Raw genomic sequence first — 12648 nt, 5'->3', positions numbered from 1 at the left:
TGTTCCATGTGAACACCGCTTTATATTTGCTTCGGTTTCCTCCGCACCCTAAAAAACAACTTCAATATCGGTGGAACCGCAAAATAGATAAATAGGAGCCGGAATAATTGATACCCGGTTACCATTGATAAATCGGCATGCACTTCATGGGCGAGAATACCCATTTGATCCATACCGCCGGGTGCTAGGCTTAAAAAACTTGTGGACGGAGTAATATGGTAATGGAAAACAAGCAGTAAGCTTAAGCCGATGGAGCCAAGGATCATTACCATGCCGCTAATAAGCGCAAGGGTAATCATTTTGCTTTTGTGCGGCAATTTTTCCGGTTTTAATAACAATCCGATGTAGGCGCCAATCAAGAATTGTGATAGATCCAAGATCGTTGGGGAAAGGGGAGGCCCATTTAGTCCAGATATATTCATGACGGCAGTCCCAATAATCGGCCCCAACAAAAATGGAGTTGGAAACCTAAGTTTTTTTCCAAGAAAAGCACTAAGCACACAGACAACCGCAAACAAAAGAATGGTTGGAAAAATAGGTCCAGAAAATGCAGCTGACTTATGAATAAAATCTGCAACCGGAGCTGAGTTAGCTTCTTTAAAAAAAGGTCCTAAAATCAGAAAGGGAACAAAGAAAATGATCATTAATAATCTTGCCACCTGAAGGAAGGTAACCGTTGTGAGATCAATTCCTTTGACTTCCTCGGCAAAGGTAATCATTTGTGAAAGACCACCCGGAATACTGCCAGTTAGCACCGTTGGATAATCTACACCGGTAAGTTTGGAGACAACAAAAGCAATTCCCGCGCAAAATACCACAAGAGTTACAGTCATGAGGAGCATCGAAGGAAGCTTTTCAAGAATTTGCAACAGTGCGTCTTTTGTGAACGACAGTCCTATGGAATAGCCCACAAAGATTAGCCCGGTATCACGTATGTAGCTTGGCCAGAATAATGGAAGTTTCACCAACCTTGCACCAAACAGGACAGCAGTCATCGGACCTAGCAGCCATGGTATAGGGGTATGAAGGATGGTGAAAATAATTCCGCCAACGAAGGCAGTTACCAGAGTAATCACAAAACGTATTCTTTTGTCCTCCGTGTTCATTGCCAAATTCTTCAATAGAAACCCTTCTGTCTTAAAAAAAATTTTATATTAATCTTTAATTTCCTTTGTTTCGGGCTTTCATTGCCCGAGAGAGGCTGCTTCTAGGCACAACGGTAAATGAAATGGACTTTCATTGCCCGAGGAAGCAAACTTTTTCACCCAACGGGCAATGAAGCTATAAATCACGAATAACCTAAGCCAACATTTCACTCGGCTGCTTGGCTTCTTGACGTTGTTCTTTTATAAGAATTCCGCCAATTAAGCCGACCATCGAAAACAGGACGGGGATGATAAACCCATAGTGATAGCCAACACTGCTGCCGGCCGCATGAAAATGGTCTAAAACCTTTCCGAAAATAATTGGCAGAAGCACCGCACTTGTAAATCCACCTGTATTCGCAAACCCCGAAATCACTCCCACCTCTTTCATTGGGAACGATTTGCGGACAACCGCAAAGGTCAACGAGCTGGCACCATTTCCATAACCAATGATAAAGAAAAGAACCACAAGCATACTATGGGATGGCTTCCCATTAAATAAAATGAACGCAACCCAGCTTATAAAAACAATAAGATGGACAAAGATATAAGGTCTTTTTATGGAATTCAGCCGACCTGAAATCCAGCCTGTTAGCGGAGCACCAATAATTGCCCCAACTAAACCAATCATTATCAGCTGACTTGCGTCCGATCGGCTCATCCCGTACACATGCATCCCATAAGGAACTGCCCAAGAACCGATAAATCCAACATACGTACCAACCACGCCAAAATGACATAAAAAGGTTGCCCAGGCTTGTCGATCGGAAAACATCCGTCTTAATAAAACAACCGTATTTTCTCGCTTTTTCTCTTTTTTAACTGATAAAGCAGCGTTCGTAAAAATTTTCTTTGGTTTGTTTACGAGAACAACATATAAAAGAAGCCCACTTAAACATAATATGATTCCTGTTATGAAAAAAGGAGTTCTCCAGCCAGATAAGGTGATCCAAGCGGAAAAAGGAACGGTAGCCATTAAGAAACCAAAGCTTCCGGCCATCCCGGCGAATCCCAGTAAGCTGACAAATTCTCTTACTTTAAACCATTGGCTCATAATTATAACCAAATTCACCCAAATCGTCGCATCACCCATACCCGCCATCAATCTGGCAAGAAGGAGGATATATTCATTTGTTGCCAGACTATAAAGAAGCGTTCCTAACCCATTGAGAATCGCCCCAACGATTAAAAACACATTAGGACCAAACCGGTCAGAAAGGATACCAATGGGAACCTGCAGCCCAGCATAGGCCAAGAATTGTACACTGGTCAAGAGACCGATAGTTGCTGCAGTAATATTAAAATCTTTCATTAATTGATCGGAAATTAATCCTGGTGCTGTCCTTTGGCTCACGATTAAAAAATAAGTGAACAAGACGGTGGCGAAAACCACCCAACGATACCTGCTATTTTGTTTATCCAATGATCTCTACCCCTGTTTACTTTTATTCCCTTCCAATTATACTCTAATTTTTTTATAAATGAATTTTGTAAGAAAATTGGTTGCGTTTACACAGAAAATTTTTTTTTAGTAAAAAAAATCCCTGTGTAAACAGGGATAATTGATATTAATGATGAAGCAGGATCGGGTGGTTTGAAGGATAATTAAAATACTGCCGAACCGAAAGTGAAATTCCTTTTGCAATATTAACAGCCATCGTATAGATCAGGTGGAGGTTTGTGTAAAATAAAGAAGTCTCGATAGATGGATCATTTTCTAGGACGACTCCCATCACGCTGCAGTCGCCGATAGGAGGAAGCTGGTTTCCAAGACCTGCACCTGGAAGCATGGAACCTTCTCGAACGACAATTGAATTTACGATTCCAACTGAACCTAGAACACTATCAATCGCAACAACAAAACTTTTTTCTGGAAGGCTAAGCCGGGTAAATTCCGGAATTAGGGTTTTGGCATCCATAGGAGATTGAAGATTTCCTAATACAGTTAAGTGGCTAGGAAACAAGTTAGAAAGCAAGGTCCCTACAAACGGACCAAGGCTGTCACCGCTTATCCTATTTGAACCAATTCCAACGACATATATATGCTTTGTTCCTTCTGGAATTAGGGAATGTAAGGTGTTGCGAATAAAGAGCGGAGCCAGCTTATGATTGTAAGGAATAATTCTATTATTCTGTGAGTTTAGCAAATCCATCTATTACACACCACCTAGTTTTCTTCCTATTTCGCTTATCGAAATGAATAGATGTTTTAATATTCTGTTTTTATCTAATAAAATCCTTCCATGAAAACGGGAAATTCCCTTTATTTTTATGTCATTCTTTTCAATGCACATAAATCTACCAATTCATACAAATAATGAAAAGTATGATATGACAGTAGAGGGTGTATAATCATTGACTATGTTTTCCTGGATTAGACATGAATGGGGACAAACTATTAAAAATCCCAAGCTGATGATAGCGTTAATTGTGATTTTATTTGTTCCAATCCTATATAGTGGAACTTATTTATGGGCGAACTGGGATCCATACGCTCATTTAGAAAGACTGCCGGTCGCGGTTGTTAATGATGACGAAAAAGTCGATTATAAAGGCAGCTCGTATGCGATAGGTGATGATCTGGTTAAGGAATTGAAGACGGACAAAAGTTTTAAATGGAACTTTGTCAGTAAAGAAATGGCGGATAAAGGCATAAAAAATAATCAATATTACTTTGAAATTTATATTCCCCGTGATTTTTCCATAAGGGCCACGACGCTAACCGCGCAAAAACCGACACCGCTTAATCTCTATTATAAGGTGAATGTGGGGAGCAATTTCATTGCCTCGCAAATTGGAAGAAATGCCGTCGATAAGATTAGAACAAAGTTAGCCCAGCAAATCAGCAAAAATTATGCGGAAGTCGTTTTTGGCAATATCAAATCGGTCGGGGAGGGATTGAATGAAGCAAGTCAAGGTTCAGGTCAAATTACTGCAGGCTTGAACAATTTAACGTCAGGGACCGAGGAAATTATCAGCGGCATGCAAAAGCAAGTCGAGCCATTAAGTCAGCTGTCAAGCGGAGCAGAAAAATTAGGCAGTGCTGCCACACAATTATCCGATGGTGCGGCACAATTACAATCTGGGATGGGGCAGATTAATAGTGGTATTGGCACATTGGAAAGTGGATTAAAACAGTTAAATAGCAGTTCTGCGCAACTTGCTTCTAGAATAGGTCCGCTTGTGAATGGCTCAAAGCAACTAAGTCAAGCGATGGAAGGGTATGCAACTAGCCACCCTGCATCTGCCAATGACACTGCCTATCAACAAATGGTCCAAATTAGTAATAGTCTCAGTAGTGGTCTAGATAAATTTAATTCGAATTTTATCACTTTTAATCAAGGTTTGAATAAAGCTGCTCAAAGTACAGGAACACTTAGTTCGGGATCAGCCACGATTGCTGCTAAATTGAAGGACCTTTCAAGTGGTGCCAAGCAATTAGCTGCTGCACAAGCAAAGATTTCCACTGGGGCGACAAATGTCTATAATGGGTGGAATAGCGTGATTGGCCATTTGCAATCCTTGAAAGATGGTGAATTGAAGCTTGCTTCCGGAAGCAAGGAATTAACGGATAAATTGACGGAAGGAGCAAAACAAATTCATGCAATACATTCGGGACAGCCTATTTATGAGATGATGTCTAATCCGGTCAGGCTTAAAGAGCAATTGGTGCATAGTGTTCCGAACTATGGAACGGGGTTAGCTCCCTATTTCCTTTCCTTAAGTTTGTTTGTCGGGGCTCTTTTACTTTCCACGATCCTCCCGTTTCGGTTAACAAGCACCCAGCCGACGTCGGCGATGGCCTGGTTTTTATCCAAATGGGTAATACTTGCTTTTATTTCTATTTTTCATAGCGTCATAACCAATCTATTTTTAATAAAATTAATTGGCTTGGACCCTGTGAATCAGGGTTACCTTTACCTATTTACCTTTCTGGCAAGCTTAATGTTTATGTCTATCATATTGCTGCTTGTGATTGCTTTGGATAATGCAGGGAGATTTCTAGCGATTGTGTTGCTGGTATTGCAGTTGACCTCTAGTGCAGGAACTTTTCCGATCGAGCTCACGCCAAGGTTTTTACAAACGCTCCATTCGCTGCTGCCAATGTCCTATACAGTCCAAGGCTTCCGTGCGATTATTTCAACTGGGGATTACCACATACTCCGTAATGACGTGACAGCGTTGGTGATTTATTTGGTCGCTGCGGTTATTTTGACGTTGTTGGTGATAAGATTGCTTTTGAAAAAACAGGCTTATTTGAAGGAAGCTTAATGAAAAAGGGGCATTGCTGGTTTTTTGAATGGGTGGAATACGTAACCGTTTTCTTACTAACTGGAATTTTCGGTTACGCAGGAGCCATTTAAGTGACCGAAATCATGAGAATAAACCTTATTGGGTCACGTAGGAGCCGTCTACGTGACCCAAATCTTTAGAATACAGCCTTTACGGTTATGTAGCCAGTCTTTTCGCTGCGAACTATTTCGCTAAAGAAGAAGCTAAATCCGAACCACTCTGCCATTAAACTTCTCTTTCCAATACCCCGTTGCCATATCGGCAATCGCGACTCCAGTAGAGCTTTGCGATCCAATGAATTTCCCGTTACCTATGTAAATGCCTACATGGCCATCTGTTTTATAAGTATCAAAAAATACAAGGTCTCCTGGTCGCATTTCACTTACCGAAACTTGTGCACCCGAACTTTTTATTGAATCTGTACTCCAACCTATTTCAACCCCCGCCTGGGCAAAAGCCCAATGGACAAAGCCGGAACAATCAAATCTTCCGTTAGCGACATCGTATTCACTTCTTCCGCCGCCAAAAACATAGACAGAGTTTCCGATGTATTTGTATCCTGCGGAGATAATTTTCTTAAGGTATCCATCCGCCATAACCGGAGGCTCTATGTATTCCGATTTTTTAACTGTCTCACTCTGTTTTATTAAACCTTCATATTTTCCTTGTTGTTCTGAAAGCAGCGAACGCATCCCTTCTAGGTCCGTTTTCATGCTAAGAAGTCCAGTGAGCTTTTTTTCTAAAGCAGCTTTTTTACTGATGTATTTGTTCTTTTCGGATTCCTGCTGTTCCAAAAGGTTTCGGTCTGCCTCAACAATCGATGCTACTGCTCCTACCCGGTCAACAAAATCACTCAAGCTTGTCGAACCTAACAATACATTAAGATAGCTTAAATGTCTGTTGCTTTGCTGATAGGAAAGGGCACGTTCTTTTAGTACATTTTTTCGTTTTTCCATACTGTTTTTTAAAATATTAATATCCTTTTCAAGCTTTTGTACTTCAGAAGTGGCTGCTGCTACCTTTAGATCAGCCTTTACAATTGCCTTTTGATTATCTTGAATACCTTGATTGATTTTCTGCAATTTTTCATTTATAGCATTATGTAATCTTGCTTGGGACTGTGAAGTTTGATTCGCTAAGTTTGCCTCTGCATAAGCCTCCGGTGTTAAAAGAAAAGTCGACAAACCTAATATGATTAACATGGGCAGTATAAGTTTCATCCGTTACACCTCATTTTGAAATTTCGTAAAATTCGAATCTTTAACAAGTCCACATTATAACAAAGCAATTTTTCAGCTTTGTAATAAGGCCTTTACAATTTAATATCAACTCTAGTGTTCCGCCTAATTTTAGAGGAAAATAAGCTCTCAATTTTATAAAAATCATAGTATGTATAGTGAAAGTAGGTGAAAATATGACATCAGGAATGGGTATGAGTGGCTTCCCAGGCATGGGAATGAGTGGAATGCCAGGAATGGGAATGAGCGGAATGCCAGGAATGGGCATGAGTGGAATGCCAGGAATGGGAATGAGCGGAATGCCAGGAATGGGAATGGGCGGCTTTCCAGGAATGGGAATGGGCGGCTTTCCAGGAATGGGAATGAGCGGAATGCCAGGCATGGGAATGGGCGGCTTCCCAGGAATGGGAATGAGCGGAATGCCAGGAATGGGAATGAGCGGAATGCCAGGAATGGGAATGGGCGGCTTCCCAGGTATGGGAATGAGCACTTCTCCGGGCATGGGAATGAGCGGAATGCCAGGTATGGGAATGAGCGGAATGCCAGGCATGGGAATGGGCACTTCTCCAGGAATGGGGATGAGCGGAATGCCAGGTATGGGCATGACTGGAATGCCAGGCATGTGAATGTAAAGTCTTGTTGTTGATTGAAGCTTTAACCTGATTTCCAAAAAATGCAGATAATTTTAAATAACTTAAACATGCATACAAAAACCTTCCTAAATCCATTTTGGGAAGGTTGTTTTAATTCGCTTATTCTAGGGTAGCTGTAACATCCAAATCCATACAAAAAAATTTGGCATCCTGTAATGGAGTTAATGACATCCAAGAGGAAGGGAAAAATAATTTATATCATATCATTGATGATGAACCGGATATTAAATCACCATAAAAAACTACCAACCAGATATCCAAAATAAGCCAGTGAAATGCCTGCGCCATAGGTAATAATGGTATAAAGGATAAAGTCCTTGTTATTTTTTTTTAAGAATAGATTGATCATTTCTAATTTCAGCGTCGAGAAGGTTGTATAAGCCCCCATAAATCCAGTTCCAAATAACAATACAATGATGATATCAGCTTTCGCGCCTGTGATTACACCTAAAAGAAAAGCGCCAGATAAATTAACCGTTAAAGTTCCCATTGGTAAACCAGATTTATGATTTAAGCGTTTACTAATGGAATAACGAGCAACCGCCCCGAAAAAACCACCAATTCCGACAATTATCAAATGCATGCCTGTCACGATTTATCCACCTCGTTATTGACCTTAAATCCTAATCGGGCCATGAATAAACCTCCAATAATGCTGACAAAAACATAAAGGACACCCAGTAACATTTTTCCGGATTGAAACAATTTAACGGTTTCTACACTCAAGGTTGAAAAAGTGGTAAAAGAACCGATAAAGCCAGTTCCGATCACAGTCGACATCTGAGCTGATAAAGAGAACTTCCTGAAAATATTGGTTGTCAGCCAGGCCAATAAAAAACTGCCAAATAAATTAATCAGTAAAGTTGTGAATGGAAAAGTGCTATTTGTAAAAAAGGTCATTCCAATTAAATATCTCAATATCGCTCCCAAAGAACCAGCTATACCTACAAAAAGATAAATCAAGGCGAATTTTTACCTCCTCTTAAAAGACTGCACCAATTAATTTTAAACTCATTTAGTCTCAATTAACAACACAAACTCCATTTGAATATAAATAAATGATTAAAAGCAATGGAGGAGGAGTACGCTTGAAAATCAAATATGATCATTCCTTTGAATTACCTAGATCTATTGTATGGAAATATATCAAGGATGAAAATGTACTTAGGAACTCTCTCCCTGGATGCAGTTTTTTTGAAGAAAGATCGACTGGAAATTACCTTGCTGAAATTGGTATTCATATTGGACCGATTAAAGATGTGTTTAAGCTGGAAATCTACACGATAGAAGAGAATTCAGCTTCATCTTACCGGCTCCATGTAAAGGGAAAAGGGAACCTTGGAGAGATAAATGGCAATGGAGCTTTGCATATAAAAGAAAAACAGGGAGGTACACACTTATCCTTCTTGGCTGATGCAGAGATAACTGGGGCCCTTGCCTTCGCCAGCAAGCGTATATTAGACGGAACCACTGATACAAGTTTGGCAAACTTTTTTCAAAAAATGGAGAAAGAAATCAAAAAGAGAATTTATCTTGTGAAGAAAAGAAGCAGATAACAGAGACAGCTGCTTCTTTTTATTTTGCAGTATATTAAAAAAACGTTTGTATTCTAGAACATAGGGGATTCTAGACTTAGACGCAATCAAACTCTGCTTCGAAAGGAGAGGGACTTTGACAAAAGGGGCAAGGCTATTCATTTACATATTATTTATTGCCGCTGCGGCTATTGCGATCGGGTCAAATCGTGTTCCACTCCAAAACACACTTTTCATCAGAGCAGTGATCCTGTACTGGTTTTTCAGTACTCTTTATTTTCATTTACGTACCATAAGCCGAAAAGGAACCGTGACACTTGATTATGGAATGAACTACAGTTTATCCTTTGTTATGTTCTCCGGACCGTTAGGACTATTTATTTTCGAAACCATCTTTCGAATTAGCAATTATTTTTATAAAAAGATCACCAAAACAGCGGATCAGGATGAATTCGAGCACATTTTTTATAACATCGGATCCTTTGTATTACAAAATACTATTTCCTATTTTGTGTTCCAAGTCTTACAACAATATTTTCAAGCGATACCGTTTGGCTTTTGGATTTTAATGTTTTTCCTGGCAACAACAAACGCAATTCTTTCAGATACCTTTCTCACGATCATCTTCTATTTCTTAGGAGAAATCAAATCGCGGGTGGAGGTATTTCAATTTTTTAAAAGCAGAAGTATCCCTGATTTAGGGAAAATCTCGTTCACAAACGGAATGTTATTTTTCTTCCTTCAGGAAGGACATTGGGAAATATTAATCAGCTTCTTTATTTTGAATTATTTGGTTAATCACTCTTTTATTGCAAAATCTCAATACTTGCAAAACAAGCTGGAACGAGACCAATTTGAACAAATGGCCTATACCGATTTTTTGACAGGTGTTTCCAATCGTGCCTTTATGGATAAGAAGATGGCAGAGTTAAATCAAGAAAATGAATCAATTGGGATTGTGGTTACTGACTTGGACAAATTCAAAATCATCAATGACACCTATAATCACGCAGTCGGCGACCGAGTAATCCAACATTTTGCTGCATCCTTAAAAAGCTATCTTAAACAGGATGATTTTTTATTCAGAAGCGGAGGGGAAGAATTCACGCTTTTCTTGAGGAATCGAGATTATGATCAAACGGTGGCTATGGTGGAAAAAATAAGGCAAGGTGTTGAAAAAAGTTTGGTTCCAGTAGAGTTTAATGGAGAAAATATGTCAATCACCTATACAGCATCCTTCGGCCTTTACTTTTATGATGTTACCGAAAATATATCCATGGAGAAGGGGTATATTTATGCGGACCAATTATTGCTCCAATCCAAACAGCGCGGAAGAAATCAATTATCAGCAAAAAATGAGCTCATACATATATAAAAATCGAAAAACAAACACTACCATTCAGGAGGTGGTGTAAATGCCAAAAGAAAATGATCCTCAAGAATTTCAAAATAAGGGAAAAATAAATGAAAAAATGAATAAAGACGTTGAAGTGAACTTAGATAATAATGATATCCAGGCAGAAAGTGCTATCATCATTGGCGGCGGAGATCCTAATCTTTTTCCTGATGGAGGAAAACCATTAACTTAGTTTTTTTAAAGGAGAATCAAATCAATAATGGACAAAGAAAATCAATATATTACAGCTTCCCTTTCACCACAATTAATAAATGAAATTCAATCCCTTGAAGAAAAAATAAGTGAGCAAACCCATAAAAAAGTAGTCGTAATTGCTTATGAAAATGAGACAACGACGTGAGATAATTTGCTTGGATTGTAAATTGGCTAAAACCTTCATCTATTTGAAGGTTTTTATCATGCACATTGGCATCAGGGGGAGAAGCATAAAGAAATGAAAAGGTTTATCTATTGTATATTGATATTAACTGTTAGCACGATGTTATTTAGCGGGTTAAATATCTATAGTACGACAGCCAAACAAACCAATGAGAACATAACAGTTTATCTCGCCGGCGATTCCACAGTAGCAAATTATGCCAGCAATCGGACACCGAGGGCTGGGTGGGGACAAATGCTCCCTCAAATGTTTGATGAGCAGATTATCGTGAAAAATGAAGCCGTCCCGGGGAGAAGCACGAAAAGTTTTATCAACGAAGGGCGGTTAAGCAAGATTTTAAATCAAATTCAAAAGGGAGATTATTTGTTGATTCAATTCGGCCATAACGATGAAAAAAGCTATGACCCATCCCGTTACACAGACCCTGCGACTTCCTATCAACATTATTTAAAGGAATATATTGACGGTGCCCGACAGAAAGGGGCCACCCCAATTCTTGTTACACCGGTTGAGAGGTGGAGTTTCTCAGCCGACGGAAAGGCTTTGGCCACCCACGGCCATTATCCTGGTGCTATGAAGGAGCTTGGCAGGAAGGAGAATGTCCCTGTTATTGATTTGACGGCGAAAAGTAGGGCACTTTATCAACAACTGGGTCCAGAAAAAACAACGGAACTTTTTTTATTCCTGGATGCTGGAGAACATCCAAATTACCCTGATGGAGTACAGGATCCTATTCATTTTCAAGAAAAGGGTGCAAGGGAGATCACCAAACTGATTGCAGAGGGAATTGCTGAGCTCAACCTGCCGCTTCAAAAACATTTCCTAAAAAACGGAGGTGAATAGCGGCCTCCGTTGCAGTAAATTAGGTAACAGTTTCTCCAATCAATAATACCTTTAATTGCTCCATAGGTAATTGCCTTTTTTCCCATTCACGATATAACCGCTCTAACGCTTCGGGGCCGGTATCGTCGGCTAAGCGGTAGGCCCCGTAATGCATCGGTACTAACCATTTTGCCTTTAATTCTAAAAAAGCTTTAACACTATCTTCAGGAGAGATATGGGAGGATGCCATAAACCACTCTGGCTCATAGGCCCCAATCGGCATAAACACCGTATCGATGGTAAATCGTTTTCCAATTTCCTTAAATCCCGTAAAATAGCCGGTATCTCCGACAAAATAAAACGTTTCTGCTTGATTCTGGATGATCCAGCCCCCCCAATGGGACGTGTTCATATCTGTTGTCGTTCTTCGCGTCCAATGCTGAGCAGGCACAAAGTGTAAAGTAAGTCCTTCATGTTCAACCGTTTCCCACCAATTCAATTCGATGACCCGATGATAACCTTTTTTGAGAAATAGCGATTTTAATCCGATTGGTACAAAATATTGAGGATTCCCTTTTAACTGCTTGATCGTCGGAAAGTCCAAGTGGTCGTAATGGCCATGAGATATAAGGACAATATCAATTTCCGGCATGTCTACTAATGAAATTCCTGGCGGAGTTAATCTCTTTTGAAATCCCATCCGCTCGGCCCATACAGGATCCGTTAAAATATTAAGTCCATTTAGTTGAATCAGAAAAGTCGAATGTCCGATCCAAGTATATGTGGTTTTATTTCGATTTTCCTGGAGTTCTGTAACCATTTTACTTTCACACTGCTCGATATTTACCGATAAATCCTTTACCTTGCTTTTGCGTTCTTTTTGCCATTTCACCATGTCTTTAAAGGTCTTGTTCGTACTGACATTTTCTAAATTAGCATATTTTTTTCGCATTCAATCACCTATTTTATGTTCGCACATATGAATTTGGCTTGATTATAACAAGAAATGAGGGGTACATCAAAAATATTTCTTATATTAAGAGTAGATAACATTTCGTTTAAAAATCGATAAAAATGTGTCAAATCGACAAATTTTTCTAATTTTAGGAATTACAATGGCATTTGTGGGAAGGAGTTGAAACAATACTTGTTGAAAAATTAATGCT

The 12648-nt window shown here is 39.5% G+C and carries 14 protein-coding genes; 7 read left to right on the top strand and 7 right to left on the bottom strand.

The features are described 5' to 3' along the window. Positions 1-20: 20 nt before the first annotated feature. The 3 genes from ACIFOT_RS14895 to yyaC form a co-directional block, all read right to left on the bottom strand. Positions 21-1121 (bottom strand): AbrB family transcriptional regulator, encoded by a 1101-nt coding sequence (locus tag ACIFOT_RS14895; RefSeq protein ID WP_430065802.1) that lies wholly within the window; start codon positions 1119-1121, stop codon positions 21-23. Between the two features lie 178 nt (positions 1122-1299). After that, positions 1300-2568 carry an MFS transporter gene (locus ACIFOT_RS14890; protein WP_430065800.1) on the bottom strand — a complete coding sequence of 423 codons (1269 nt, stop codon included), beginning with the start codon at positions 2566-2568 and terminating at the stop codon, positions 1300-1302. A 145-nt stretch (positions 2569-2713) separates the two neighbouring features. Further along, positions 2714-3298, bottom strand: coding sequence for a spore protease YyaC (gene yyaC, locus ACIFOT_RS14885; protein WP_430065798.1), 585 nt, complete (start codon positions 3296-3298; stop codon positions 2714-2716). A gap of 208 nt (positions 3299-3506) precedes the next feature. On the opposite strand from yyaC, the gene ACIFOT_RS14880 reads away from it, so the two are divergent. Beyond that, positions 3507-5417, top strand: coding sequence for a YhgE/Pip family protein (locus ACIFOT_RS14880; RefSeq protein ID WP_430066047.1), 1911 nt, complete (start codon positions 3507-3509; stop codon positions 5415-5417). A 224-nt stretch (positions 5418-5641) separates the two neighbouring features. Here the strand turns inward: ACIFOT_RS14880 and ACIFOT_RS14875 are convergent, their stop codons facing one another. Next, on the bottom strand, positions 5642-6658 hold the full coding sequence (locus ACIFOT_RS14875; protein ID WP_430065796.1) for an NlpC/P60 family protein: 1017 nt from the start codon (positions 6656-6658) through the stop codon (positions 5642-5644). A gap of 194 nt (positions 6659-6852) precedes the next feature. Between ACIFOT_RS14875 and ACIFOT_RS14870 the strand changes: the two genes are divergently transcribed. Then, positions 6853-7302, top strand: coding sequence for a hypothetical protein (locus tag ACIFOT_RS14870; RefSeq protein ID WP_430065794.1), 450 nt, complete (start codon positions 6853-6855; stop codon positions 7300-7302). Positions 7303-7558: 256 nt separating this feature from the next. On the opposite strand, the gene crcB (ACIFOT_RS14865) is transcribed toward ACIFOT_RS14870, so the two are convergent. Next, entirely contained in the window at positions 7559-7912 is a 354-nt protein-coding gene (gene crcB / locus ACIFOT_RS14865) for a fluoride efflux transporter CrcB (RefSeq protein ID WP_430066045.1), read from the bottom strand. Between the two features lie 5 nt (positions 7913-7917). Continuing rightward, complete coding sequence (gene crcB, locus ACIFOT_RS14860; RefSeq protein ID WP_430065792.1) at positions 7918-8292, bottom strand: fluoride efflux transporter CrcB; 375 nt, start codon at positions 8290-8292, stop codon at positions 7918-7920. A gap of 125 nt (positions 8293-8417) precedes the next feature. Here crcB (ACIFOT_RS14860) and ACIFOT_RS14855 point away from each other — a divergent pair, with 125 nt between their 5' ends. The 5 genes from ACIFOT_RS14855 to ACIFOT_RS14835 all read left to right on the top strand — a co-directional run bounded on the left by ACIFOT_RS14855 (position 8418) and on the right by ACIFOT_RS14835 (position 11503). Then, complete coding sequence (locus ACIFOT_RS14855) at positions 8418-8885, top strand: CoxG family protein (RefSeq protein WP_430065790.1); 468 nt, start codon at positions 8418-8420, stop codon at positions 8883-8885. Positions 8886-9000: 115 nt separating this feature from the next. Next, on the top strand, positions 9001-10239 hold the full coding sequence (locus tag ACIFOT_RS14850; protein WP_430065788.1) for a GGDEF domain-containing protein: 1239 nt from the start codon (positions 9001-9003) through the stop codon (positions 10237-10239). A gap of 40 nt (positions 10240-10279) precedes the next feature. Further along, the gene (locus ACIFOT_RS14845; RefSeq protein ID WP_430065787.1) at positions 10280-10453 is read left to right on the top strand and encodes a hypothetical protein; all 174 of its coding nucleotides are present in this window, start codon (positions 10280-10282) and stop codon (positions 10451-10453) included. Between the two features lie 27 nt (positions 10454-10480). Then, entirely contained in the window at positions 10481-10621 is a 141-nt protein-coding gene (locus tag ACIFOT_RS14840) for a hypothetical protein (RefSeq protein ID WP_430065785.1), read from the top strand. A 93-nt stretch (positions 10622-10714) separates the two neighbouring features. Further along, the gene (locus ACIFOT_RS14835; protein WP_430065783.1) at positions 10715-11503 is read left to right on the top strand and encodes a rhamnogalacturonan acetylesterase; all 789 of its coding nucleotides are present in this window, start codon (positions 10715-10717) and stop codon (positions 11501-11503) included. 19 nt (positions 11504-11522) lie between these two features. On the opposite strand, the gene ACIFOT_RS14830 is transcribed toward ACIFOT_RS14835, so the two are convergent. After that, entirely contained in the window at positions 11523-12434 is a 912-nt protein-coding gene (locus ACIFOT_RS14830) for an MBL fold metallo-hydrolase (protein ID WP_430065781.1), read from the bottom strand. Between the last annotated feature and the right edge of the window lie 214 nt (positions 12435-12648).

Source organism: Neobacillus sp. NRS-1170 (genome assembly GCF_050468025.1).
The sequence above is the reverse complement of the archived record's forward strand: the minus strand, read 5'-3'. Positions and strand labels throughout refer to the sequence as shown.

Coding starts and splice junctions, on each gene's coding strand:
- ACIFOT_RS14870 (WP_430065794.1), top strand. CDS start 6,853: ATGACATCAGGAATGGGTATGAGTGGCTTCCCAGGCATGGGAATGAGT.
- crcB (WP_430066045.1), bottom strand. CDS start 7,912: ATGCATTTGATAATTGTCGGAATTGGTGGTTTTTTCGGGGCGGTTGCT.
- yyaC (WP_430065798.1), bottom strand. CDS start 3,298: ATGGATTTGCTAAACTCACAGAATAATAGAATTATTCCTTACAATCAT.
- ACIFOT_RS14845 (WP_430065787.1), top strand. CDS start 10,280: ATGCCAAAAGAAAATGATCCTCAAGAATTTCAAAATAAGGGAAAAATA.
- ACIFOT_RS14830 (WP_430065781.1), bottom strand. CDS start 12,434: ATGCGAAAAAAATATGCTAATTTAGAAAATGTCAGTACGAACAAGACC.
- ACIFOT_RS14880 (WP_430066047.1), top strand. CDS start 3,507: ATGTTTTCCTGGATTAGACATGAATGGGGACAAACTATTAAAAATCCC.
- ACIFOT_RS14840 (WP_430065785.1), top strand. CDS start 10,481: ATGGACAAAGAAAATCAATATATTACAGCTTCCCTTTCACCACAATTA.
- ACIFOT_RS14875 (WP_430065796.1), bottom strand. CDS start 6,658: ATGAAACTTATACTGCCCATGTTAATCATATTAGGTTTGTCGACTTTT.
- ACIFOT_RS14835 (WP_430065783.1), top strand. CDS start 10,715: ATGAAAAGGTTTATCTATTGTATATTGATATTAACTGTTAGCACGATG.